Annotated in this window: 22 protein-coding genes and 4 pseudogenes; 12 read left to right on the forward strand and 14 right to left on the reverse strand. The window is 64.5% G+C overall.

Annotated features, from left to right (window positions below):
* The 8 genes from ACVWWN_RS07710 to ACVWWN_RS07745 form a co-directional block, all read right to left on the reverse strand.
* Positions 1-1,281, reverse strand: a complete 1,281-nt coding sequence (locus ACVWWN_RS07710) for an alanine racemase (protein WP_457143364.1) — start codon at positions 1,279-1,281, stop codon at positions 1-3.
* A gap of 4 nt (positions 1,282-1,285) precedes the next feature.
* Complete coding sequence (locus tag ACVWWN_RS07715) at positions 1,286-1,951, reverse strand: bifunctional 4-hydroxy-2-oxoglutarate aldolase/2-dehydro-3-deoxy-phosphogluconate aldolase (RefSeq protein ID WP_457143365.1); 666 nt, start codon at positions 1,949-1,951, stop codon at positions 1,286-1,288.
* The gene (locus tag ACVWWN_RS07720; protein ID WP_457143366.1) at positions 1,948-2,706 is read right to left on the reverse strand and encodes an amino acid ABC transporter ATP-binding protein; all 759 of its coding nucleotides are present in this window, start codon (positions 2,704-2,706) and stop codon (positions 1,948-1,950) included. Before ACVWWN_RS07720 ends, ACVWWN_RS07715 begins: the two co-directional genes overlap by 4 nt.
* Complete coding sequence (locus ACVWWN_RS07725) at positions 2,703-3,338, reverse strand: amino acid ABC transporter permease (RefSeq protein ID WP_457143367.1); 636 nt, start codon at positions 3,336-3,338, stop codon at positions 2,703-2,705. Before ACVWWN_RS07725 ends, ACVWWN_RS07720 begins: the two co-directional genes overlap by 4 nt.
* 11 nt (positions 3,339-3,349) lie before the next feature.
* A complete protein-coding gene (locus tag ACVWWN_RS07730; RefSeq protein WP_457143368.1) occupies positions 3,350-4,078 on the reverse strand; it encodes an amino acid ABC transporter permease in 729 nt (242 codons plus the stop codon).
* A gap of 12 nt (positions 4,079-4,090) precedes the next feature.
* Positions 4,091-4,927 carry an ABC transporter substrate-binding protein gene (locus tag ACVWWN_RS07735; protein ID WP_457143369.1) on the reverse strand — a complete coding sequence of 279 codons (837 nt, stop codon included), beginning with the start codon at positions 4,925-4,927 and terminating at the stop codon, positions 4,091-4,093.
* 26 nt (positions 4,928-4,953) lie between these two features.
* Positions 4,954-5,730 (reverse strand): IclR family transcriptional regulator, encoded by a 777-nt coding sequence (locus ACVWWN_RS07740; protein WP_457143370.1) that lies wholly within the window; start codon positions 5,728-5,730, stop codon positions 4,954-4,956.
* A 138-nt stretch (positions 5,731-5,868) separates the two neighbouring features.
* Positions 5,869-6,432, reverse strand: coding sequence for a nitroreductase family protein (locus tag ACVWWN_RS07745; protein ID WP_457149041.1), 564 nt, complete (start codon positions 6,430-6,432; stop codon positions 5,869-5,871).
* Between the two features lie 222 nt (positions 6,433-6,654).
* Between ACVWWN_RS07745 and ACVWWN_RS07750 the strand changes: the two genes are divergently transcribed.
* The 7 genes and pseudogenes from ACVWWN_RS07750 (at position 6,655) to ACVWWN_RS07780 (ending at position 15,015) form a co-directional block, all read left to right on the forward strand.
* Positions 6,655-7,920 (forward strand): aspartate kinase, encoded by a 1,266-nt coding sequence (locus ACVWWN_RS07750; protein WP_457143371.1) that lies wholly within the window; start codon positions 6,655-6,657, stop codon positions 7,918-7,920.
* Positions 7,920-8,951, forward strand: coding sequence for an aspartate-semialdehyde dehydrogenase (locus ACVWWN_RS07755; RefSeq protein WP_457143372.1), 1,032 nt, complete (start codon positions 7,920-7,922; stop codon positions 8,949-8,951). Before ACVWWN_RS07750 ends, ACVWWN_RS07755 begins: the two co-directional genes overlap by 1 nt.
* 62 nt (positions 8,952-9,013) lie before the next feature.
* The gene (locus tag ACVWWN_RS07760; protein WP_457143373.1) at positions 9,014-10,135 is read left to right on the forward strand and encodes a DUF4185 domain-containing protein; all 1,122 of its coding nucleotides are present in this window, start codon (positions 9,014-9,016) and stop codon (positions 10,133-10,135) included.
* A 580-nt stretch (positions 10,136-10,715) separates the two neighbouring features.
* Positions 10,716-12,323 (forward strand): flavin-containing monooxygenase, encoded by a 1,608-nt coding sequence (locus ACVWWN_RS07765; RefSeq protein WP_457143374.1) that lies wholly within the window; start codon positions 10,716-10,718, stop codon positions 12,321-12,323.
* 432 nt (positions 12,324-12,755) lie between these two features.
* A pseudogene (locus tag ACVWWN_RS07770) lies at positions 12,756-13,154 on the forward strand (ABC transporter permease subunit); the annotation flags it as partial.
* Between the two features lie 56 nt (positions 13,155-13,210).
* Positions 13,211-13,638: pseudogene (locus tag ACVWWN_RS07775) on the forward strand (substrate-binding domain-containing protein); the annotation flags it as partial.
* 219 nt (positions 13,639-13,857) lie between these two features.
* The gene (locus ACVWWN_RS07780; RefSeq protein ID WP_457143375.1) at positions 13,858-15,015 is read left to right on the forward strand and encodes an acyl-CoA dehydrogenase family protein; all 1,158 of its coding nucleotides are present in this window, start codon (positions 13,858-13,860) and stop codon (positions 15,013-15,015) included.
* On the opposite strand, the gene ACVWWN_RS07785 is transcribed toward ACVWWN_RS07780, so the two are convergent.
* Entirely contained in the window at positions 14,974-15,258 is a 285-nt protein-coding gene (locus ACVWWN_RS07785) for a hypothetical protein (RefSeq protein ID WP_457143376.1), read from the reverse strand. The genes ACVWWN_RS07780 and ACVWWN_RS07785 overlap by 42 nt on opposite strands.
* A 41-nt stretch (positions 15,259-15,299) precedes the next feature.
* Between ACVWWN_RS07785 and ACVWWN_RS07790 the strand changes: the two genes are divergently transcribed.
* The gene (locus ACVWWN_RS07790; RefSeq protein WP_457143377.1) at positions 15,300-15,647 is read left to right on the forward strand and encodes a hypothetical protein; all 348 of its coding nucleotides are present in this window, start codon (positions 15,300-15,302) and stop codon (positions 15,645-15,647) included.
* An 85-nt stretch (positions 15,648-15,732) separates the two neighbouring features.
* Here the strand turns inward: ACVWWN_RS07790 and ACVWWN_RS07795 are convergent, their stop codons facing one another.
* Together ACVWWN_RS07795 and ACVWWN_RS07800 are read right to left on the reverse strand one after the other, a co-directional pair.
* Entirely contained in the window at positions 15,733-16,080 is a 348-nt protein-coding gene (locus ACVWWN_RS07795; RefSeq protein ID WP_457143378.1) for a DoxX family protein, read from the reverse strand.
* Positions 16,081-16,616: 536 nt separating this feature from the next.
* A pseudogene (locus ACVWWN_RS07800) lies at positions 16,617-17,184 on the reverse strand (peptide deformylase); the annotation flags it as partial.
* Between the two features lie 328 nt (positions 17,185-17,512).
* Here ACVWWN_RS07800 and ACVWWN_RS07805 point away from each other — a divergent pair.
* Positions 17,513-18,070 (forward strand): DUF2165 domain-containing protein, encoded by a 558-nt coding sequence (locus tag ACVWWN_RS07805; RefSeq protein ID WP_457143379.1) that lies wholly within the window; start codon positions 17,513-17,515, stop codon positions 18,068-18,070.
* 252 nt (positions 18,071-18,322) lie between these two features.
* On the opposite strand, the gene ACVWWN_RS07810 is transcribed toward ACVWWN_RS07805, so the two are convergent.
* On the reverse strand, positions 18,323-18,793 hold the full coding sequence (locus ACVWWN_RS07810; RefSeq protein WP_457143380.1) for a nitroreductase family deazaflavin-dependent oxidoreductase: 471 nt from the start codon (positions 18,791-18,793) through the stop codon (positions 18,323-18,325).
* Between the two features lie 308 nt (positions 18,794-19,101).
* On the opposite strand from ACVWWN_RS07810, the pseudogene ACVWWN_RS07815 reads away from it, so the two are divergent.
* The 3 genes and pseudogenes from ACVWWN_RS07815 to ACVWWN_RS07825 form a co-directional block, all read left to right on the forward strand.
* Positions 19,102-19,695 (forward strand): annotated as a pseudogene (locus tag ACVWWN_RS07815) (recombinase family protein); the annotation flags it as partial.
* Between the two features lie 213 nt (positions 19,696-19,908).
* On the forward strand, positions 19,909-20,145 hold the full coding sequence (locus ACVWWN_RS07820) for a hypothetical protein (protein ID WP_457143381.1): 237 nt from the start codon (positions 19,909-19,911) through the stop codon (positions 20,143-20,145).
* A 318-nt stretch (positions 20,146-20,463) separates the two neighbouring features.
* Positions 20,464-20,856 carry a hypothetical protein gene (locus tag ACVWWN_RS07825; protein ID WP_457143382.1) on the forward strand — a complete coding sequence of 131 codons (393 nt, stop codon included), beginning with the start codon at positions 20,464-20,466 and terminating at the stop codon, positions 20,854-20,856.
* A 729-nt stretch (positions 20,857-21,585) separates the two neighbouring features.
* Here the strand turns inward: ACVWWN_RS07825 and ACVWWN_RS07830 are convergent.
* Together ACVWWN_RS07830 and ACVWWN_RS07835 are read right to left on the reverse strand one after the other, a co-directional pair.
* Complete coding sequence (locus tag ACVWWN_RS07830) at positions 21,586-21,855, reverse strand: hypothetical protein (protein ID WP_457143383.1); 270 nt, start codon at positions 21,853-21,855, stop codon at positions 21,586-21,588.
* A 101-nt stretch (positions 21,856-21,956) separates the two neighbouring features.
* Positions 21,957-22,082 carry a DUF7218 family protein gene (locus tag ACVWWN_RS07835; RefSeq protein WP_457149042.1) on the reverse strand — a complete coding sequence of 42 codons (126 nt, stop codon included), beginning with the start codon at positions 22,080-22,082 and terminating at the stop codon, positions 21,957-21,959.
* Positions 22,083-22,149 lie beyond the last annotated feature (67 nt).

The raw sequence follows: 22,149 nt of genomic DNA on the forward strand, positions 1-22,149 counted from the left end.
TCAGAAGAAGGTGTGGATGAACTCCACGATTGCCGGATCGGCGTGCGTGTGATCGGCGATAACCGGGATCAGCCGCCACTTGTCGAATGTGGTGCACGGATGGGACAGGCCGAGCCGCACGACATCGCCAATCTCCAGGTTGCGCGCCGGGTCACCCCTGACGAACGTGTGCTGATCGTTCATCGCGGCGACCGGACCCGTGGCGACCGGTTCGGACGCGCGATCGTTGCGGGCGTACTGGACGACGGGCAGGCCTTCGTCGTAGGGCAGGTCCCGCTTTCCCGCATCCAGCAGGGCCAGGTCGGTTTCGGGTTTGGACGTCACCCGCGCCCAGCCGTGTATCGCGGAGCGCAGGTGAACGGGATTGCCGGGGTCGACGGCGTCGGCGAACGGCGAGATGTGCGAGTAGAAGCCGTCGTCGTGGGTGATGTAGGCCCCGGAGCGCAGCACAATTCGCACCGTATCGTTGCGGTGAGCACGGAGAGCCGCGGCGACGAGATCCGGGTATGCGCTGCCACCCGCGGTGATCAGCGACTCGGGGGTCATCAACCCGGCCAGCGCGGTGTGCAGCCGGCCCAGCTCGTCCAGGTAGGCGGTAATCCGTTCGACGGCCCCGGCGGACCGGTCGTGGCCGAGTGCACCCTCGTATCCCGCGACCCCGGCCAGCGCCAGCCGCGGCGACCGGGCGATCGCCTGCCCGACCGCGATCGCCTCGTCGAGGGTGCGTGCCCCGCAACGTCCGCCGGCGGCACCGAATTCCACCAGCACGTTGACCGGTCGCGGGCATTCGCCGGCCTCGGCGAGTATGCGGGCCAACAGCTCGACGCTGGTCACCGAGTCGGCCCAGCAGTAGAACTCGAATCCAGGGTCGGCACGCAACTGGTCGATCAGCCAGCCTGCGCTGACGGCATCAACCAGCGTGTTGGCGAGCATGATGCGGTTGACGCCGAACCGCTGGGCAACCTGGGCCTGCCACGGGGTGGCCAGTGTGATGGCCCAGGCGCCCGCATCGAGTTGGCGCTGCCAAAGCTGAGGCGCCATGGTGGTTTTGCCGTGCGGGGCGAGCAGCATGCCCTGCGCGGCGGCCCATTGCGCCATGGCGTCGGTGTTGTGTGTCAGGTTCGCGGCATCGAGGGTCACCAGCGGTGTGGCGAACTGTGACAGCACCGGTTCGCCCGCCAGGAAGTCGTCGACCGTGACACCCCAGGCCGCCGCCGGGATCGACTTGTGTTCGGGTCCTAGCACGGTCCGGCTCAGCCGGTCCAGCAGGTTGTGGTCCATCGCGCTACCTCCCATCCTGATCGGCGATCGCCGCGACGAATGTCGCGGCTCGTTCGCTGATGGCGGCCCATTGGCCGCCCGTCACGAGATGCGGTGCGACCACATCGGTTCCCGCCGTCACCGCAACCGCACCTGCCCGCAGGTAAGCGGCGGCATTGCCGGCGTTGACCCCGCCGGACGGTATCAGCGCGGTGCCGGGGAACGGTCCGTGCAGATCACGCAGGTAGTCAGGGCCGACCGCCCGGGCGGGAAAGATCTTGATCGCGGCGGCACCCAGGTCGAGCGCTGCGCGCACCTCGGTCGGGGACAGCGCGCCCATGATGACCGGCACGTCGCGGGCGGCGGCCGCATGTGCGACGCCTTCGGATACGGACGGGGTGACCAGGAACCTGGCCCCGGCATCGATTGCGTCATCGGCCTGTTCGGCGGTGAACACGGTGCCCACGCCGAGCACGGCTCCCGGTACGGGCGACAGGTCGGTGGCGGCCAACTCGGCAAGGATCCCGGGTGTGGTCAGCGTGAGTTCGACCGCGCGGATCCCACCGCCGGTCAGCGCCGCGACCAGTGATCCGATATCGAATGCTCGCTTCGCCCGTACCACACTGACCACCCGGTCGCCCGTGATGGTCGTCAGCGGACCGACCGCTGCGGGTGGTCGGCCGGCACTCACTGGTCGGTCACCTTGCTGAGGAACTGAATCGTCTTGGGATTCTGGGGATTCGACAGCAGTGCTTCGGGTGGTCCCTGCTCGGCGATGACGCCGTCGGCCATGTAGACCACGCGGTCGGCGGTACGGCGGGCGAATCCCATCTCATGGGTGACCACCACCATGGTCATCCCCTCGCCGGCGAGGCTCCGCATCACGTTGGTGACCTCGCCGACGAGTTCGGGATCGAGTGCGGAGGTCGCCTCGTCGAAGAAGATGATGCGGGGATTGACGGCCAGTGCGCGGGCGATCGCGACGCGCTGCTGCTGACCACCCGACAACTGGCTGGGGTAGTGCTCGGCCCTGTCGGCCATCCCGACCCGCGTCAGCACCTCGATGCCCTTCGCACGGGCGTCGTCCTTGGACATCTTGTACACCTTGCGCAGTGCGAGCGTCACGTTGCCCAGCGCGTTGAGGTGAGGGAAGAGGTTGAACTGCTGGAAGACCATCCCGACGTGCCCGCGGATCTCTGGTGCACGTTTCGGGTCGTGCATGGGCACACCGCCGACGGTCACCTCACCGGCAGTGGCGGTCTCGAGTCCGCTCATGATGCGCAGCAGGGTGCTCTTGCCGGACCCGGATGCACCGATCAGTACGACGACCTCGCCGTCGGACACGTCGAGTGTGACGTCGGTGAGCACCTGCAGGTCGCCGAAGGACTTGCTCACCCCCGACAGCCGGATGTCACGGCCGATGTCGTTGATAACCGGATTAGTCACTGGTGAACGACCTTTCGTTGCTTACGGGTCACCCAGACCGACAGCGGATAACACAGGGCGAAGTAGAAGACCGCGACGGTGAGGTAGATCGACAACGGATCACTGGTCCGATCGACGATGGACTGGCCGGCTTTCATCAACTCGACCAGGCCGATGATCGAGGCGATCGAGGTGTCCTTGATCAGGGAGATGCACTGGCCGATCAATGGCGGCAACGCGATCTTCACAGTCTGGGGCAGCACCACCCAGCGGAAGATCTGATGCGCTTTGAGGCCGAGGATCTGTGCCGCCTCGTGTTGTCCGGCGGGCACGGCCTCGATGCCGGAACGGATGATCTCGGCGACGAACGCGCTGTGGTAGACGCTCAAACCGACCGCGGCCGCGACGAACAGGTTCACGCTGTAACCGAGGTAGAGGGCGGCGCCGAAATAGACGAACAGCAGCGTGATGGGGATCGGCGATCCGCGGAACACCTCGACATAGGCTCGGGCGACCATGGGCACCAGCGGAATACGCGCGGTGCGCAGTGCGGCGACGATCAGGCCGAGCACCATCGACCCCGCGATCGAGACCGCCGAAAGCGCCAGCGTCAGGATGAAGCCGCTCCACAGGATGGGCAGGCTTCCCCACATCAGCGAGAGGTTCACGGGCGCGCGCCGATCGCTGCGCGAATCGCTCGGCGCTTGGGGGCGCCCGATGCGGGCCGTCCGGCCGACGGCGCCCGGAACAGCAGCCGTCTGATGACGTCCGCCGCGACCGACAGGCCGTAGCTGAGGATCAGGTAGGCGACCACGGCAATCCCGAACACCTGGACGAAAAGCAGGGTGCGGGCATTGATCACGGTCGCGACACCGGTGATCTCGGGTACCGCGATCGTCGACAGCAGCGACGTGCCCAACAGCACCTGAACCAGATTGTTCACCAGCGACGGGTAGACATTGCGCAATGCCTGCGGCGCGACGATATAGGTGAACACGCTGAGCCTGCTCAGCCCGAGAACCTGCGCGGCCTCCAGCTGTCCTCGCTCGACCGAGGAGAAGCCGGCACGGACCACCTCGGTGAGGTACGCCCCGACGTTCACACCGAGTGCAATGATTCCCGCCGTCACGGCCGACAACCTGATACCCAGTGTGGGAAACGCGAAATACACGATGAAGATCTGCAGCAGCACCGGGGTGTTTCGGATGACCTCGACGTAGCATGCGCCCGCGAAACGCAACACCCGCGAACCGGAATCACGGGCCAACGCTGCAATGACGGCCAGCGCGAACGCGAGGACGAAGCCCAGCACGGTGATGCGCAACGCCAGGACCGCGGCGTGCAGATAGTCCGGCAGATAGGCCAGGACGATCCGCCATTGATATTCGATCATGAGGATCCGATCTCAGAATGTGGGCCGCAGTGGGAAGCGCGGATCGACGCCGAACCACTTGCGATACAGCTCGAGGTTCTTACCCGACGAACTCAGGTCGAACAGGAATTGGTTGAGGTAATCCACCCACACCTGGTCGCCCTGCTTGACGCCGAATGCGTTGTATTCCAGCGGCACCAGATTGCTTGTCACCACCTGCAAGCCAGGGTTCAGCTTCGCCTGGTACTGCAGATAGTTCGAGTCCTCCACCATCGCATCGGCCTGGCCCTGCTTGACGGCCAGCACCGCCGCCTGCGAGCTGTCGAATTCGGCGACCTTCACATCGATGCCTCGTTCACGGAGCACGTCGGCGTTGGTGCTGCCCTTGACCACGGCGATGGTGCGGCCCTTCATCGACTCCAGCGACGTCACGCCACTGCCAGAGCGGACCAGCAGACCCTCGGTGGCGACCACGTAGGGGTCGGTGAACGCAATCTCCTTGGCCCGCTCCATGGTTCGAGTGAAGTTGCAGAACACCACATCCACCTTGCTGGTCTGTAGGTTCGGGATTCGGTTGGACGATGTGGTATCGACGACCTCGAGCTTGACACCCATGTCCTTGGCGAGTTCCTTGGCGATGTCGACGTCGTACCCGTCGGGCTGGCCCTGGGGATTGGTGAAGCCGAACGGCGTGAAGGACAGGCAGCTGGCCACCCGCAGCGTGCCGGTGGCCAGCACGTGGCGCAGTGCCGAATCGGCGGCAGCGGCGCCGCCGCCCGCGGGCATCGGAGTGCATGCGGCCGCCGCTGACACCAGGCCGACTGCGGCGCAGACGATGATGACTTTGCGAAGCGTTCTCGCGAACTTCACGGGTATTTCCTCCTCGGTGAGGGCCGTCAGGTGCGCCGGGTGGCGGTATCGTGGCCGAGTTCGTGCGAAATGCGTTGTGCGCCTGCCACGATGCGTTTGGTGTATTCGTCGCGGTTGGCAGCGATGAGCTCTGCGGGGCCCGACACGCTGACCGCGCCCACACATGCGCCGGTGTGGTTGAACACCGGCGCTGCGACGCATCTGATGCCGTGTTCGTTCTCGAGATCGTCGAAAGCGCAACCCCTGTCACGAACCGCAGCCAGGTGCGACTTGAGTTCGGCGGGGTCGGTGATCGTCGACGGCGTGCGCGGCGTCAACCCCAATGCGACGACGCGCTCGAACTCCGCGTCGCCCAGGAACGCCAGCATCGCCTTTCCGGACGCCGTCGAATACGCCGTGCCGGTATCCCCGATGCGCGACGCCATCTGGATCGGCGATGCGCCGACCACCTTGTCGACATAGGTCACCCGCCCGTCGCTGTACACCAGTAAATGGGCGGTCTGTCCGGTGGCGTCGGCGACGTCGCGGAGGGTCGGTTGCGCGGCGGAGCGGATGTCCAGGTCGGCCAGGCAGGCGCCGGCCAACCCCAGCGTCCCGATCCCCATCCGGTAGGTGCCGTCGTCTTCCTGGCGCACCAGCCGTTGCTCGATCAGCGGCGCGATGAGTCTCAGCACCGTGCTTTTGCTCGCCCCGGCGCCGTCAGCCAATTCGGCCAGGCTCGCACCCTTGTCGCGGCCCGCGACCGCGGCAACCAGACCGAGGATCGTCAGTGCCCGTCTCAGCGACGAGGAGTTGTTGCGCATGATCTCCGTTGTGCATTGCAAAATAGTGTTTTGAATTGCACTAAGCATAGGACGTCGTTCACCTATACGCCAGACCACGGGACGATGAATCGACGGAGGGTCTCTGCGAACCCGCAGGGTGTTCGTTAAGACGCGGGGCTACAGCCGGGCTGAATTGCCCCAGAAATCCGCGAACGCCACCTCGTCGAGAGGCAGCCGCTCGCGGCCCTTGGCATCACGCTCGATGATCTCCGGCGGCGCGGCGCCGTAGTCGCCCAGCGACCCGAGCGCGACCACGGCGATGGGCCGAACGCCGTCCGGGATTCCGAACTTTTCCCGGGCGCCTTCGGGGTCGAACCCGCCCATCGGGTGGGCGACGAGCCTTCGCGAGACCGCCTCGATCGTCAGCTGGGCGATGGAAGCACCCGCATCGACGGCGGCGTACCGCGCCGTGCGCTCGTCGTCGCCCTCGTCGGCGCAGACGAGGATCAGGGCCCCGGCCGCCTTCGCGTAGCTGTTGCCCCGCCTGAGCAGGTCGGCGATCGCGGTGAACGTCGCGTCACCGCGGACCCCGACGAGGTAGCGCACCGGCTGGCGGTGGCCCCACGTCGCGGCCCAGCGCGCGGCCTCCAGCACCGCCACCAGGTCGTCGGCGGCCAGCGCGGCGTCGGGGTCGAATGCCCGCGGACTCCAGCGGGCGGCGATGTCGGGATGGATGGGCACGCGGGTCTGTGCGCGGCGGTCGTTTGTCGTTAGCTCCTCGCGCGAGCGCTCGTCGTTTGTCGTTCGCTCCTCGCGCGAGCGCTCGTCGGCGGGCCCGGTCGCGGGAATCTTGACCACATCCTGACGCTACCGGCGGAGTAAATGAGATGCGCAGACCCCTTATTCTTGGGTGACCCATGCCGGCCGAGCCGGCACGGCCAACCAGCGTGAAAGGTTTCTGCAGTGGCGCTCGTCGTACAGAAGTACGGCGGATCCTCGGTTTCGGACGCCGAGCGGATCCGTCGCGTCGCCGAGCGCATCGTCGAGACCAAGAAAGCCGGCAACGACGTGGTGGTCGTCGTCTCGGCAATGGGAGACACCACCGATGACCTGCTCGATCTGGCCAGGCAGGTGTGTCCGGCGCCGCCGGCACGTGAGATGGACATGCTGTTGACCGCGGGTGAGCGGATCTCCAACGCCCTGGTCGCGATGGCCATCGACTCGCTGGGCGCGCAGGCCAGGTCCTTCACGGGCTCCCAAGCCGGGGTGATCACCACCGGTACCCACGGCAACGCCAAGATCATCGACGTCACCCCGGGCCGGCTGCGGGATGCGCTGGATCTGGGCCTGATCGTGCTGGTCGCCGGCTTCCAGGGCGTCAGCCAGGACAGTAAGGACGTCACCACGCTGGGCCGCGGCGGCTCCGACACCACCGCGGTCGCCCTGGCCGCGGCACTGAACGCCGACGTCTGCGAGATCTACACCGACGTCGACGGCATCTTCACCGCCGATCCGCGCATTGTGCCGAACGCCAGGCGGATGGACTCCGTCTCGTTCGAGGAGATGCTCGAACTCGCCGCGTGCGGTGCCAAGGTGCTGATGCTGCGCTGCGTGGAATACGCCCGTCGTTACAACGTTCCGGTACATGTCCGGTCGTCGTATTCAAGTAAGCCCGGCACACTGGTGACCGGATCGATTGAGGACATCCCCATGGAAGACGCCATCCTGACCGGAGTCGCGCACGACCGCAGCGAGGCCAAGGTGACCGTCGTCGGCCTTCCCGACGTGCCCGGCTATGCCGCCAAGGTGTTCCGCGCCGTCGCCGACGCCGATGTGAACATCGACATGGTCCTGCAGAACATCTCCAAGATCGAGGACGGCAAGACCGACATCACGTTCACCTGCTCGCGTGACAGCGGGCCGGGTGCGGTGGAGAAGCTGACGGCACTGCAGGACGAGATCGGCTTCTCCAAGGTGCTCTACGACGACCACATCGGCAAGGTGTCGCTGGTGGGCGCGGGTATGCGCAGCCATCCGGGCGTCACCGCGAAATTTTGTGAGGCGCTGGCCGAGGTCGGCGTGAACATCGACCTCATCTCCACCTCGGAGATTCGAATCTCGGTGCTGGTCAAGGACACCGAACTCGACAAGGCGGTCGTCGCGCTGCACGAAGCCTTCGGCCTGGGCGGCGACGAGGTCGCCGTCGTATACGCGGGAACGGGACGCTGATGGTCAATATAGGGGTGGTGGGCGCGACCGGACAGGTCGGCCAGGTAATGCGCAAGCTGTTGGAGGAGAGGGACTTTCCCGCTACCAGCGTGCGGTTCTTCGCGTCGGCGCGGTCCCAGGGCAAGAAGCTGTCGTTCCGCGGCCAGGAGATCGAGGTGGAGGACGCCGCGACGGCCGACCCCGCCGGTCTGGACATCGCCTTGTTCTCGGCGGGCGCGACGATGTCGAGGGTGCAGGCGCCGCGGTTCGCCGCCGCCGGAGTCACCGTCATCGACAACTCGTCGGCGTTCCGCAAGGACCCCGACGTGCCATTGGTGGTCAGCGAGGTCAACTTCGCCGATGCCCGAAACCGGCCCAAAGGCATCATCGCCAACCCGAACTGCACCACCATGGCCGCGATGCCGGTGCTCAAGCCGTTGCACGATGAGGCGCAACTGGTCCGGATGATCGCGTCCACCTACCAGGCGGTGTCGGGCAGCGGGCTGGCCGGCGTCCAGGAACTCTTCGGCCAGGCGCGCGCGGTGGTCGACGACAGCCAGCATCTGGTGCACGACGGTGGTGCGGTGCCGTTCCCCGCGCCCGAAAAGTACGTCGCCCCGATCGCGTTCAACGTTATCCCGCTGGCCGGTTCGTACGTCGAGGACGATTCGGGTGAGACCGACGAAGACCAGAAGCTGCGCAACGAGAGCCGCAAGATCCTCGGTATCCCGGATCTCCTGGTGAGCGGCACTTGTGTTCGGGTGCCGGTCTACACCGGTCACTCGTTGTCGATCAACGCCGAGTTCGCCCGGCCACTGTCGGTCGAGCATGCGCGGTCGCTGCTGGCCGCTGCGCCGGGGGTGAAGGTCGTCGACGTGCCGACGCCGCTGGCCGCCGCCGGTGTCGACGAGTCGCTCGTCGGACGCATCCGTCAAGACCCCGGGGTTCCCGACGGTCGCGGCCTCGCCCTGTTCGTGTCGGGCGACAACCTGCGAAAAGGCGCTGCGCTGAACACAATTCAGATCGCCGAGCTGCTGGCCGCCGAGCTCTGACCCCGCGACCCGTGCGCCGAAACCAACGTACGGGCGGCATGGTGCGGCTCGATGGGACAGGCATGGTCATTTCGTCCATCTCGGCGTTGGCCGCCGTGATTCTGGCTGGTCCACCGGCACACGCCGATCCGCCTGCGCCCATTCCGGAACCCGTTTTGCCGCCGTTGGCGCCGGGCCAGGTGATCCGCCTCGGGCCGACGGCCGGAACAGGCACGCCCACCAGCGATTACGGGATCGGTGCTACCGACCTGTGCGAGTTCATGGAATTTCCCACCGGCATCCTGCAGATCTGTGGTGACAGCTTCGCCGGCCAGGGTGTGGGCTTCGGCGGCTGGCACGCGCCGATCGCGCTGCACGTCGAAACCGACTCCATCGACGATCCCGGCGGAGTGCGCTACGACGGCGTCACCGGCATCGACAAGCCACTGCTGAGCGAGCCGGCCCCGGCGGGCGCGTCCCAGTTGCCCGCGGGCATCGTGTCGATCAACCGCGACAACTACCTGCTCGTCACCACCACGAAGGATCTGGTCCCGCGGAGTTCACGACTGGTGAAGGCCATTCCGTCGCAGGGCAACTGGCCGACGGTGCCGAAGTCACAGCGAGACGGGGGATATCAGGGTGGACGGCAGTCGCAGATCAGTGGCTACTACGACCCGATCCCGACGTCCGAATCGCATAGCGGCTGGGTGTACATCGTCGCCAACAACTTCGACCGCAGCGGCCCGGCCGTCCTGTACCGGGCCAGGCCCGAGGCCTTCGTCGACCGGTCCAGCTGGCAGGGCTGGTCGTCGGTGCCGGGTCCTGGCGGCGGATGGAACAAGACCCCCACCCCGCTGTGGCCGGACCGGGTCGGCGAGATGAGTGTGCGCCAGATCGACGGCAAGACGGTGTTGTCGTACTTCAACGCCACCACGGGAAACATGGAGGTCAGGGTTGCCAACGACCCCACCGGCCTGGGGGCCGCGCCGGTCACGACGGTGGTCTTTGCCAGCGGCTGGCCGGACCCCGCCGAAAACCTGCCGCCGCCCGAGGACAACACGCTCGCGCAACCCTACGGCGGCTACATCTCGCCGGGGTCGACGCTCGACGAGCTGCGGGTGTTCATCAGCCAGTGGAACACCGGCCCACGGGCCCAGGCGCCGTACCGCGTCATCCAGTTCGCGGTTAACCCGTTTCAGCCCTAGTCAGAGGGGTGTTTTTGCGCCCTCCGTCCGCAGTCCGTCGGCAGCAGCGCTTAAAACCGCATCGACGAGGCCCTGCGCTGCCGTCCGAACATCACAGGAAAAGCTGGGCAGACCAGCGGCTACAAGCTGCCCACGACCACAGCGCGGCAAAAATCAGTCCCGAGACACCCCAACGGGGGTCGATCCACATACGGTCTAAGGCGCGGTGCGTGCGACTCTCCTACTCTTGCCTGTTCCCCGCCAACTTTCCTCCCCCGGGACAAGGGCCGCACCTTTGAGGACAATTGACCCGTTCCGCGCGGGGGTTCCCGACGGGGCCTTTCCGGTCCCGTCCCCCACGACGGGGTCCTGGCCGCAGCTCATATCGCGGCCCGGCCGCACTTTCAGCGAGAAGAGATCCGCGCTCGCTATACGGCTCCTGGACTTAACGGATGATCTGTCCTGGAGTTCGACGTTGATAACACTTGGTGGGCTCCCACTTATCTTCCCTTCGAATCATCGTCTGGGGACAGTCTCGCTGTCGCGGGATGGTCGAGACGCAGGACTGGAAGATACCGCCCTCCTCCAGAAAGGGAAATCCATGCCTTCTCATCACCATGACGTGGTGATCATCGGTGCCGGGATCTCCGGCCTGTATGCGATGTATCGGTTGCGCGATGGACTTGGCCTGCGAGTCCATGGGTTTGAGCGTGGGGCCGATGTCGGCGGCGTGTGGCTGTGGAACAGCTATCCCGGAGCCCGGGTGGACATGGAAGCCAAAGACTATGCGTACCGGTTTTCTCCCGAGTTGCGTCAGGAGTGGCAGTGGAGCGAACTGTTCCCATCACAGCCGGAGATCCTGTCCTATCTCGGTCATGTGGCTGACCGCTTCGATCTGCGTCGCGACATCAACTTCAACACATCGGTCACCTCACTGGACTGGGATGATGACACGGCAACCTGGAGAGTGCAGACCGGCGACGGAAGGACGTGTCGAGCAAGGTTCGTCATCGCCGCCTCCGGCTCGATGTCTGCCCCCAAGGAACCGGAATTCTCCGGCGTGAAACTCTTCGATGGCGCCGTGTACACCACATATGCGTGGCCAAGCGAAGGCGCGGACCTGACGAACAAGCGAGTCGGCGTGATCGGGACGGGAACCAGCGGGGCGCAGGTCATTCCGAAGATCGCCGAGCAGGCCGCGCACCTCACGGTATTCCAACGCACCCCGAGCTACGCCATACCGCTGCGTAACCGCCTCAGCACGTGGGAGGAACGCCAGGAGACGCCTGAAAAGTACCGGGCCATGCGCGAACTGGCCGATACGACTTACGGCGGGCTAGCCTACGACCTTCCCGCCCCGTCGGCACTGGCGGTCGACGACGCCGAGCGCAAACAGATCTACGACAAGTACTACGCGCGGGGCGCGTTCCAGTTCCTCGCATCAACCTTCGCCGACCTGCTGACAGATGAGGACGCGAACGAGACGGCCGCGCAGTACATCCGGGACCGTATCGCCGAACGCGTGCACAACCCGGAGACCGCGGAGCTGCTGACCCCGAGGGACTATCCCTTCAGCACAAAGCGCGCTGTGATGGAAACCGGCTACTACGAAACGTTCAACCGCGACAACGTCACCCTCGTCACCGTACGCGACGCCCCCATCGAAGAAATCACGACTGCCGGTGTGCGCACTGCCAAGCGCCTGTATGAGCTCGACGTGATCGTGCTGGCCACGGGATTCGACGTGGCGACCGGACCGCTACTGAGACTGAATATCACCGGGCGGGGCGGGCTGACTCTGCAGGACGCGTGGCGCGACGGTCCACGCACCTACTTGAGCATCGCCAGTCATGGGTTCCCGAACCTATTCACGATTCTCGGTCCGCAGGGCCCCGCACCGATGGCCAACAACGTGATGTGCATCGAAGAACACGTCGAATTCGCCGCCAATGCCATCGAACACGTCCTGGACCGCGAGCTGTCCACCTTCGAAGCCACCGCAGATGCTCAACAACAGTGGACCGAGCAAGTCAACGCCATCGCTGAGATGACGTTGATCCCCAAGGCGAAAACCTCCACCTGGTTCATGGGCACCAACATCCCCGGCAAACCGCGAGCGTCAGTTGCCTTCCTCGCTGGCGCCCCAACATACCGGCAAATATGCGCAGACGTCGTCCTCAACGGTTACCGCGGCTTCGACCTCACCTGACCCGTTCGGCCGGTGGCGATAGCGATGGGCCACCGGTGAAAGCGACGGCCCACCAGCCAGTCCCGCAGCCGTTTGGCCGCGAGCACGGACTTCCGACAGATGCGGCCCGACCTAAACGATCATGCCGCTCGGCAAACGATGTGACGGGCACTGGGGCTTGGACGTTGCGGCGGAACCGCCCGACCAGCCCATCGACGAGACCCGACACCGAGAGCCGTTCTCGTTTCTAGGGAAACGGGAGTGCTCAGTTGTTGTCTCAGCTCTGGGATTGACGCGATGTCGCTTGGAAACGCCCACGCCCGCCCGGTGGTCTCGGTGTGAGGTGGATCGGCTTGTCGCGCAAGGCGTGCTGATTAGGTCACACTCGTTGACCCGCAGTCCGTGCCATTTCGTTTGGTTGGCGGAAGGATTCTGCACACAGATCTACCTAGAACGTACGGCATGCGCGTCTACGCCGTCGGTGGCAACCGCAACGCCGCCGAGATCGCAGGCATCAATGCCAAGAACGTGCTCTTCAGCGTTTACGCGGTCTCGGGTCTGCTCGCCGGTCTCTCCGGGGTGATGCTTGCCTCACGCGTCATCTCGGGCCCGCCGAATCTGGGGCAGGGGTACGAACTGGACGCGATCGCCGCCGTCGTGATCGGCGGGGCCAGCTTGATGGGCGGCCGCGGAAGCGTATGGGGCACGGCGCTGGGTCTGTTCATGATCATGACGCTGAACAACGGCCTGGACATTCTCGTCATATCCGCCTAATGGCAGGACGTCATCAAGGGTGTGCGGATCGTCGCCGCGGTGGCGGTCGATGTGTGGTCCTCCAGGAAGCGAATCTGATCCCCAGTTTCTGTCCGCGCGAAAGTACGTCACTGCAACCAGAAATGAGAGAACCGATGAGAGTAATAACCAAGATCGCGGCCATCGCCTCAGCGGGCGTGCTCGGCGTTGGCCTGAGCGCCTGCGGTGCGGGCGACACCACGGCCAACAAGGACACCAAGAGGATCGGCGTCTCGGTGCATGACATGAGCTCGTTCATCACCGCGGGCAAGGAAGGCACGGAGGCCTACGCCCAAGGCCAACAGCATCGAATTGGTCTGGAACTCGGAATCTCGACGTGTCGACCCAGGCCGACCTGGTTGACTCGATGGTCAACCAGGGCGTCGATGCGATCATCGTCTTTCCTATCCAGGCGTATTCGCTGGACCCGCAGGTCGCCACAGCGAAGTCCAAGGGCATCCCGCTGGTCGCGGTGAACGGGGCGCTGAACAACAAGGACGTTGCGGGCAACGTTCACCCCGACGATGTCGCCGCGGGAGTCCAGGCGGGGCCGGCCGTCGCCAGGGCATCCCGGGTCTGAAACAGCCGTAAGGCTTCTCAACACGACAAGTCTTCTCAACGCAGCAAGGCCGGTCACTTCGGTGACCGGCCTCGTTGCTCTAGTCGGAATGTGATGCAGCTCATGTGATCCCGATCGGGCCATATTCATGCGCCAAGTCATTATGACAAGAGGCGGTGTCGACACGGCGAACGGAAGATAGAGATGACGGCGATTGATCAGCGAAGCACGGCAATGGACACATCGCTCGTCGAACGAGCAATCGCACTGCAGCCGCTGCTGCGCCAGTACGGGGGCGCTGGTGATGCCCACCGGCAAGCGGCCGATGAGGTGATCGCAGCCCTGACCGACGCGGGGTTGTTCCGCCTCGCGCATCCAACCCGGTTCGGTGGCTTCGGCGCCGGAGCACGGACCCGGCTGGCAGTCCTCGAGGCGCTGGGGGAGGCCGACGGTTCGGCCGCATGGCTGGTCGCCATCGGGTCGGACGCTGCGTGGGGCGTCGCTCGTGGACCCGAGCGGATGCAACAGGAGGTGTTCGGCGGGGGCGTCGGCACCCGGTTGGCGGGCAGTATTGCGCCGGTCCGTGGTCGTCGGGTGGAGGGTGGCCTGAGGGTGACGGGGCGCTGGCCGTTCGTGTCCGGAGCCCCGCACGCGACCTGGGCGGCGGTCGGGGTGCTGCTCGGCGACGACTCGGCGGGTGCCGCGCCGTACTTCTGCGTGGTGCCGACTTCGGAGTTGCGGATGGAGGACACCTGGCAGACGGTCGGTATGCGCGCAACAGGCAGCCACACATTTGCTGCTGAGGATTTGTTCGTGCCGGAGTACCGCATGATGCCGGCCGCCGTTCTGACCGAGGGCGCAGAAGTATCCTTCGGTGCGCTGGGTGCGCTGAACCTGCTCGGCCCCGTATTGGGGATGGGTCGCGGCGCACTGGCTCTGGCGATCGAGAAGGCGCCGACCAAAGCGGTGCAGCACACGTTCTTCGCCCGGCAGAGCGACTCGATCGGCGTGCAGATCCGGGTAGCAGAAGCGGCATTGATGCTGGATGCCGCGCGGCTGTTCGCCTACCAAGCCGCCGACCAGATCGACGGCGCCATCTCCGATGGCTCCGTTCTCGGCTACGACGGCAGCGCCCGAGTCCGGGCGCAGTGCGGGTATGCCGTCCAGCAGGTGCTGGCGGCCATCGAGATACTCGTCAGCGTGCACGGCGCAGGAAGTTTCGCCGAGTCCAACGGGATGCAGCAGTACTGGCGGGACGCCAACACGGCCGCGCGGCATGCCGGGCTGAACGCCACCGTCGGCTACGAAATTTTCGGCAAATCACTTCTGGGAGTGCAGGAGCGGATCACCGCGCACATTTGATCGGCGGCTGTCGCTGCCTTCGGCGAGCAGGTCGAGTAGGTGTTTGGCGGCGGTGTCGAGCAGCTGTACGTGGTCCCAGTCCGAGGCGGTGACCGCACGGACCAGAGAGGGCCAGCCACGGTGTGCGACGATCGTTTCGGCGGCGACAGTGCCGAGGATGTGGTGCAGTTCGTCGGTCCAGGCGGAACGTAGCCGGGTGTTGGACTGCTCCAGGGTGCCGGGACCAGGGTGTCGGCCAGGCACCACCACAGGGCGGCGGTGGGCAGCTCGTCGGGCAGTGGCCCGTGGGTGGCCATCGCCTCGTCCAGCAGTGCTGGGATGTCGGCGCTGGGCCGTGGGACCGGTTCGCCCGCGAACTGGCCCGCTACGGCCTCGGTTTGCTGCGTGCTTGGATCCGCCGCGGCACCATCTACGGCAAGGCCAAAGCGCTCACCGGTTACGGACTGGGACGCATCGAGGGCTGGCCCGACCCCCAGACCGCCGACGACCTGGCCGCCAACACTGTTGTCACCGCCATGGAGTACTTCCGCGACAAGGTGCTCAAGACTCACCGCTGGCAGTCCGCCTACCGGCTCGGCTGTATCACCAGGAGCACGCATCGTCGCCGTGAATTCGGCGATAAGAATCGGTAGCGATCACCGCCACCGTCGGCGATAGCGTCGATCGGGCACGGTCCATCTAGGCGATACCGTCGCGGGGGAGGCGGTATCGGTGCAGTCAGACAGTAAGTGCGCGCAACACCAACACCGCGATGGCAGCTGTCAATAGCGCCACAACTGGGCTGATTTGGTAGTCCCGCTTCCGCAAATGCGCACCGATGGCTCCGAGGAAGTACGCAACGACCCCAATCGCTGCCGCAATGCCTACCGGCCACCACCAGAGGCCGACCACGATGCCCACCGCTCCGGCCATCTCCGCCGTGGCGAGGAGGGATACCTTTTGCTCGGGAAAACCGATTCGACGCATGATTGCCATTTGTGCGTCGTCGTGCACCAGCTTTCCTCGTGCCGAGACCAGTAGGACCGCCGCCGAGAGGATGGCAAGGACTGCGGTCAAAATGAACATTTTGGCATCTTGTCGACGGCGCCGTCATGGCCAGGGCCTAGGGCGGTTACCGGGTCCAGAAGCGTGGGGAGCCAGCCACATTCGGGCGGACGTGCTGCTAACACTTCGGATCTCCTGGTTGATCGTTGCGCGGTGCGCTGTTGGCCTATGTCGGGCGGCGCTGGCGCGAAGGCCACAACGGCTGTACCGACTCCGCCACCCTACGCCAAGTTGACTTGATCTGAAGTCAGTATTGAAAATCGATGCGGTTGAGCTGAATTCGAGGAAGGAAGTGTGAGCATGGTTCGAGCTGTCGAGGTTCGATCGTTCGGCAAAAGGGACGTTTGTGTGCCGACTGACGGTTCATCGGCAAGGTCGTGGCGACCGACGTAATTGAATCACCGCCACTACGGGATTTCAATAAGATTCGCGGTCAGCAACCGGCGTGCTGCCGGTTGACGGTTGCGAAGATGCCTCGCGTGGGTGCGTCGGCAGGCTTGCGGCCGCATAAGCTTAGGCATGTTGCTGCTATACGCCGAATGGGTTCGGACCGACACCTGGTCTGGCGTCCAGGTGAGGCCCGGGACACCCCAGCCATGTGCGGAACTGCGTCGGCGGCGCGGGCGGCGTAGGGAGCCACCAGGCGATCGATGTATAACTGGCCGTCGAGATGCCCGATTTCGTGTTGCAGCATTAGCGCGATTAGTCCAGTGCCCTCCACCGTGACGGGCTCGCCGTCCGTGTCCAGTCCGGTGACACGCGCCCAGTTCGCACGGCCGGTCGGGAATTTCTCTCCCGGCACCGAAAGGCAGCCTTCCTCGTCGCTGTCTGGATCGGGCGGGCCCGCAGGCCAATCGTCGATCTCCAGCGCCGGGTTGACAACGCAACCGCGGTGGCGTCTGGATTCACTGCGGACTTCGGGGCAGTCATAGACGAAGACCCGTAGGTCGGCTCCGATCTGGTTGGCCGACAGGCCGGCTCCCTTCGATGCGGCGAGCGATTCATAGAGATCGTCGATGAGGCCCGCAAGGCCGAGTGGTAACGAGCCGTTGGCGCCGACCGGCATCCGTTGGGTGGGGTATGCAAAATGGGATCACCCGCTATGCGGATCGGTACGACGACCATATTGGACGACAATACGCCATCGGTTGCGAATTACCTTGTGCACCTTGATTACTTGTCTGTGTTGAACAACCACAACCTGGGTGATCTGGCCCGAAGGTGAGCCGCTCTTTACGCCTCACCATGCTTTCGGGAATAAGTCATTTACGCCGCAACAGCGGATTCGCTGACGACGAAGCGCGGGACTTTCCTGGTGATGCCCAAAGGCATATCAGCAACAGGATATTTCCCGGCGTGTGCAGCGTAGAGGCTGGGGTTATTAAGTTTAAACGCCAGGTCCACTGCTCTGGCGGCAGTGCCGCAACAGAATTCACACTCAGGAGTCAGTGCGATGACGACTCGGGTCGAACCCGCGGAACGGGCGGTGAGCGCGAGCCCGCCGCCGCGCTGGACGGCGCTTGGTTCGCTGCCCGTCGTGATCGCTGTCTTGGTCGTCCCCAACGCCGGCTACCTCGTGCTCGTCGCCTTCGGCAACCTCACCGACTTCGCCACCAACCAGGCCTTCGTGCACCACGTGTTCGCGATGGACACCCCGAACGTGATGTGGCGCGCGGTGACTGCGTTGCCGCTCCAGAACGCCGGTTATGTGTGCATCATCGTCTGGGAATTGTTCGCGGGCCTCGTGCTGATGGCTGCGTCCGCCGCCTGGATTGTCGAGCGGGCCACCTGCTACGCCCGGGCGCGTGCGCTCTCGACCATCGGGCTGCTGATGATCGCGCTGCTGTTCGTCGGCGGTTTCATCGACATCGGCGAATGGTTCCAGATGTGGAGGTCGACCAGCTGGAACGGCCTGGACACCGCATTCCGCAACATCGTCCTGGCGTCACTGCCGTTGATTTTGATCCACCTACCGATAACGACTTGGCGGTGTTCGACAGCACGCGACTGATGGACGGTTCTTAAGCCCGAGCCATGCAGACGAGCGAGGACGCTGCGTCTACGCCCTGCCTAACGAACGAAGCGCCGGAGATCATCGTCGCGGCCGGCGGTGCCGACGCGGCGACTCCATGCGCTCAAGGCGTCCGGCGTAGCCATAGCTGGGCGGTTATTGCTAGATCTGAGCTGTTGTCTTACATCCGAAAGAAGTGAGGTCGATCAGATCTTGTCTCGGGGATTGAGGCGCCGGACGCAATGCGGCCAGTCAGTGTGGGGTGTTCGGCGTTAGCCGCACAACCGGAATGGGCCGCGACGTGCGCTCCTGGTATGCCTTGTATCGGTTTGAGTTGTTGTCGTTGACGGCGCGCCACAATCGTTCATAGCTAGATTCACCAGCAATAACCGGTTGGGCGGTGACAGGGATACGTTCTGTTCCGATATTGATCTCGGCTTTGGGTTCACTGAGCAGGTTGTGGTACCACCCTGGCGCCTTGGGTGCACCGCCGAGGGAGGCAACCACCAACAAGTCGTGTCCATCGCGGGCGTATGTGAGCGTGACGGTTCGCAATGCACCGGTCCTGGCACCGCGCGTGTGCAATAGCAGGCTGGGCGGCATTCCCGGGAAATGGTGCCCAAAGCGGCCGTTGGTCTTCTGATATATCTGATTGTGCAGCCTTAGCAGAGGTACGAGAAGTGCCTGTTCCCAGAACGATAGGTGACCGAGATCTTGACTCATGGCAGGCATTCTTCCATCGGAATCTGTGTCCAATTCTGATGGGTTCCAGGGTTTGATAGCGCGAGAACGGGCCTTGCCCGTCGAGGTGTCGATCCCCTGGTGGAGGACCACCATCAAGTCGACATTGCGCTACCAGGGTGTTGGACCACTCCACCCGCCCCGCACTGCCGCGTCTCGTTTCTAGAGAAAGAGACAGCCCTACTTGCCCCGCTTGCGGTTGCATAGGGCCAGGTGACGGTGTCTCACTTCCTGTCTCACACCGCGTGTCTCAGATCCTCGATGTCGGAGGGCAATGAGACTGTAGCGGTGCGCAGCTCACCGCGCTCACTGGAGCTGGTGTCGAACCGGATCGAGTCTTCATCGACAAACGCTCGGGTGCGGTGAGCACCGCCCGGCCTGGATTGGCGGCAATACTTCAGTGCGCGCGTGAGGGCGACACCGTTGTCGTTACTGCGATCGATCGACTGGGCCGCTCTGTCGCCGAAGTAACGCGCACTATCGCTGAGTTTGGCGAGCGTCGAATCTTGTTGCGCGCCCTACGTGAGGGTGTGGACACCGGTACACCAACCGGCCGCGCGGTGGCTGCCATCATGGCGACCCTGGCCGAGCTTGAGCTCGAGCTCGGCCGCCAGCGCCGTGCCGCGTCCCGCGACTCCAGACGCGCCCGCCGACTCCCGGCCACTAAGCCAGCCAAGCTGTCTCCGGACCGACAACAACAATTGCGCCGTCTCGCCGAGACCAGTGAACCAGTACACGAGCTTGCAAAGGCATTCGGCATCAGCCGGGCAACGGCATACCGCTACGTGTCCACACCCGTGCACGACTCACAGTTAGGTCCACGCGATGACCGACGATTTGCATCGCTCCACTCATCTGAGGGCCGCAGCATGGGTGCCCAATGATGATCCGGCGCGTTCGTGGGACCAAGCGATTGATCTGGCCGCACGATGGCTTTGGGAACGCAGTGAGGCCGAGGGCTTACCACCTATGTCGGTGAGCAACACCAAGAGCGCAGCTGGCATGGGCCATGGGACCTCGCCGACATCATCCGCGCAGGTGGGCACGCGACACCGCAGGGCAGCACTCGATATGACCACGGCCCGGTCCTGGCCTTCGTGCCCAATGAGCTCTCTCTGCACTTCGCGATGGATTTAGCGCGCGGCTTCTCCCTGTCTGTCGTCGAGGGCCGCGGTTTTTCTTTGTCTGAATGGGCCGCTAGCGCCGAAGCCATCAACCTACTCACGCAGCAAACCCAGACCTCGCAGCTTCCCGAGGAGGTACGGCGCGACCTCGACTTCGCAATTCTCGACGGGGGCCGTAACGGGTGGGCCGGACCAGACGAAAAAGCCTAGGCACAGCGCTGTCTCACCGACCACATCCGCGCGGGACGACTCACCCCAGACCAAGCCGCGGCCTACGCTCTCACGTCCTCATCGGTGTCCGACCGCGGCGCCAAACGGCTTCGAGACTTCCTCAGCCGCAATCGTTGATCCGCTCAGAGCACTGGGGGAGCCCCTGTTGAATTCGGTAGAACCTCTGACCGAGGAAGACCTGGAGCGTTTGGCCCAGAACGCGCCGCTGGAAGAAAGCCACTGGCTGGATCTTAAGCGCGAGCTGAGGAGGCGTCGGGCGGCGCCGGTCTTTCCGTTGTCAATGAGCAGGAGTCGGCCATGGGCAGGGACCGACACCGGAATCAGCGTCGACGTGGCATCCACCCCGGCGACCTTCACGATCGACTCGTTGCGCTCGACTACCAAGCAGAGCGCGGCCATGGCTACGAGCGGGGCGAGCAGGCGATCGATCTATTGGTCCCCGCTGTGGCCAAGCCGGGTATGCAGATCATCGGCGAGCGAGCCTTCGACGGAGCACCAGGGCTGCGCATGGCACTGGCGCTTCCGCCGATCCAGGTTGCGGTCACCGCGCGGCTCACCACCGGCGACATGATCGAATTCGAAGTCCCGGTCCCCGATGTCGAGGCTGCCTTTGTGCTGAAGATGTTGATACGCACCGTCCGGGACACGGAACGCGATCTCCAAGACATCGCACGTTGCTGGAAATCGTAGCGTCACAACCCGAATACCGCGCGTCACCGTGGCGGATGGACGACCCCAACATCACAAACGCCGGTGGGCGAGGCGACGCCGCGCGCGTAGCGGGGCAGCTGATCTCCAGCCCACCAACAAGAGTGCCGGCCCGGACGCGGGCGCTGTTGCGGCGTCACGTCGCCGTACCGTCGCGCTAAGAACTGTCCAGGCGGTACCGCAGCGATTACCGCAGTGGATTCATTCCGCCTCAAGGCCCACAAATGCCGCCAACACCATATCGGCAGTTAGAAGCGACTTTTCCGCAGCTACCGTCGACACCAAACCCCCCAAACGCCCAGCTCAGAGGTAAGTTCGCGAGTGCCTATTTCTGAAGTACAACACCAGTATCGAACTGCATGTCAATCAAGCTGCGGTTGATTAGCAAGCCGTCGCGGAGCGTACGGATGTATCCTCAGCGCGTGCATTCCGAGCGAGCCAAGAGCTGGTTCCGCACAATCCGCTGAGAACGGAATAACAGCTACCAGGCTGACATCCGTTCCCTTCGCGGCAGGGCCCTCTCCGTCCGCAGTGTGTCCGCAGCAGGATCAAAACCGCCCGTTAGCCACAAATGCGGCCAACGCTTCTGGCCTGCGAATACTCGCCCGGACAACACTCCTCAACGTTGCCAAACGCCCTGAAACGGGTTCGCGGTGAACCCGTTCCAACCCTGAGCAACATCGTCGGATCAAGCCGAGGCGACTGCATCGTCTAGCGCAGGTCTTGATCAAGGTCGCCGGCGAGTTCCTCGGTCAGGGCGAAAAAGACTTTGGTGAGGTTCGCTAGCAAACTGGATTCGGCGTGATGGATCTTCGTCTCGGCATCATCGCCGGGAAGGGGCTCCCCCTTTTCGCGGGCAGCTCTCAATTTCTCGTACCACTCGTTTTTCGTGCGTTCGAAAGCCGCTTCGTGAGCGGTCCTGAGTTCTCCCTGGAGCGTCCGTACGATCCGCGCGTTTTCCCTGAGGAGTGCCTTGTTCATCTCGGTGACGGTGCCACAGGCGGCGTCTCGAGTGTCTTATTTGGCACCGGTGCTTCGCTGACGCGCACCCGCCCTCACTGGTTGCGCAGTGCGACGCCTACTCAGACTTGCGCTTTCACGAATATCCACGCCCGCTTTCCCGCCTTTCGTCCGACGCTGGACGTGCCGTGGTTGGCTGCATTGGAGACCCGCGCGGACTTCTCCGCGGAATTGCCTTCCTTGCGCAGAGTTCACTCCTTCGTCCGAACGGCTGGCCCGAAGTCCATGGCGTGCGTGCCGCCAGACTCCGAAACT

The organism is Mycobacterium sp. URHB0021 (assembly GCF_054057895.1).

What these genes read in the sequence shown, in the direction of transcription:
- ACVWWN_RS07725 (WP_457143367.1), bottom strand. Translation starts at nt 3,338, where the DNA reads ATGTGGGGAAGCCTGCCCATCCTGTGGAGCGGCTTCATCCTGACGCTG.
- ACVWWN_RS07760 (WP_457143373.1), top strand. Translation starts at nt 9,014, where the DNA reads ATGGTCATTTCGTCCATCTCGGCGTTGGCCGCCGTGATTCTGGCTGGT.
- ACVWWN_RS07730 (WP_457143368.1), bottom strand. Translation starts at nt 4,078, where the DNA reads ATGATCGAATATCAATGGCGGATCGTCCTGGCCTATCTGCCGGACTAT.
- ACVWWN_RS07740 (WP_457143370.1), bottom strand. Translation starts at nt 5,730, where the DNA reads ATGCGCAACAACTCCTCGTCGCTGAGACGGGCACTGACGATCCTCGGT.
- ACVWWN_RS07805 (WP_457143379.1), top strand. Translation starts at nt 17,513, where the DNA reads ATGACGACTCGGGTCGAACCCGCGGAACGGGCGGTGAGCGCGAGCCCG.
- ACVWWN_RS07710 (WP_457143364.1), bottom strand. Translation starts at nt 1,281, where the DNA reads ATGGACCACAACCTGCTGGACCGGCTGAGCCGGACCGTGCTAGGACCC.
- ACVWWN_RS07810 (WP_457143380.1), bottom strand. Translation starts at nt 18,793, where the DNA reads ATGAGTCAAGATCTCGGTCACCTATCGTTCTGGGAACAGGCACTTCTC.
- ACVWWN_RS07765 (WP_457143374.1), top strand. Translation starts at nt 10,716, where the DNA reads ATGCCTTCTCATCACCATGACGTGGTGATCATCGGTGCCGGGATCTCC.
- ACVWWN_RS07795 (WP_457143378.1), bottom strand. Translation starts at nt 16,080, where the DNA reads ATGTTCATTTTGACCGCAGTCCTTGCCATCCTCTCGGCGGCGGTCCTA.
- ACVWWN_RS07755 (WP_457143372.1), top strand. Translation starts at nt 7,920, where the DNA reads ATGGTCAATATAGGGGTGGTGGGCGCGACCGGACAGGTCGGCCAGGTA.
- ACVWWN_RS07825 (WP_457143382.1), top strand. Translation starts at nt 20,464, where the DNA reads ATGGGCAGGGACCGACACCGGAATCAGCGTCGACGTGGCATCCACCCC.
- ACVWWN_RS07830 (WP_457143383.1), bottom strand. Translation starts at nt 21,855, where the DNA reads ATGAACAAGGCACTCCTCAGGGAAAACGCGCGGATCGTACGGACGCTC.
- ACVWWN_RS07780 (WP_457143375.1), top strand. Translation starts at nt 13,858, where the DNA reads ATGACGGCGATTGATCAGCGAAGCACGGCAATGGACACATCGCTCGTC.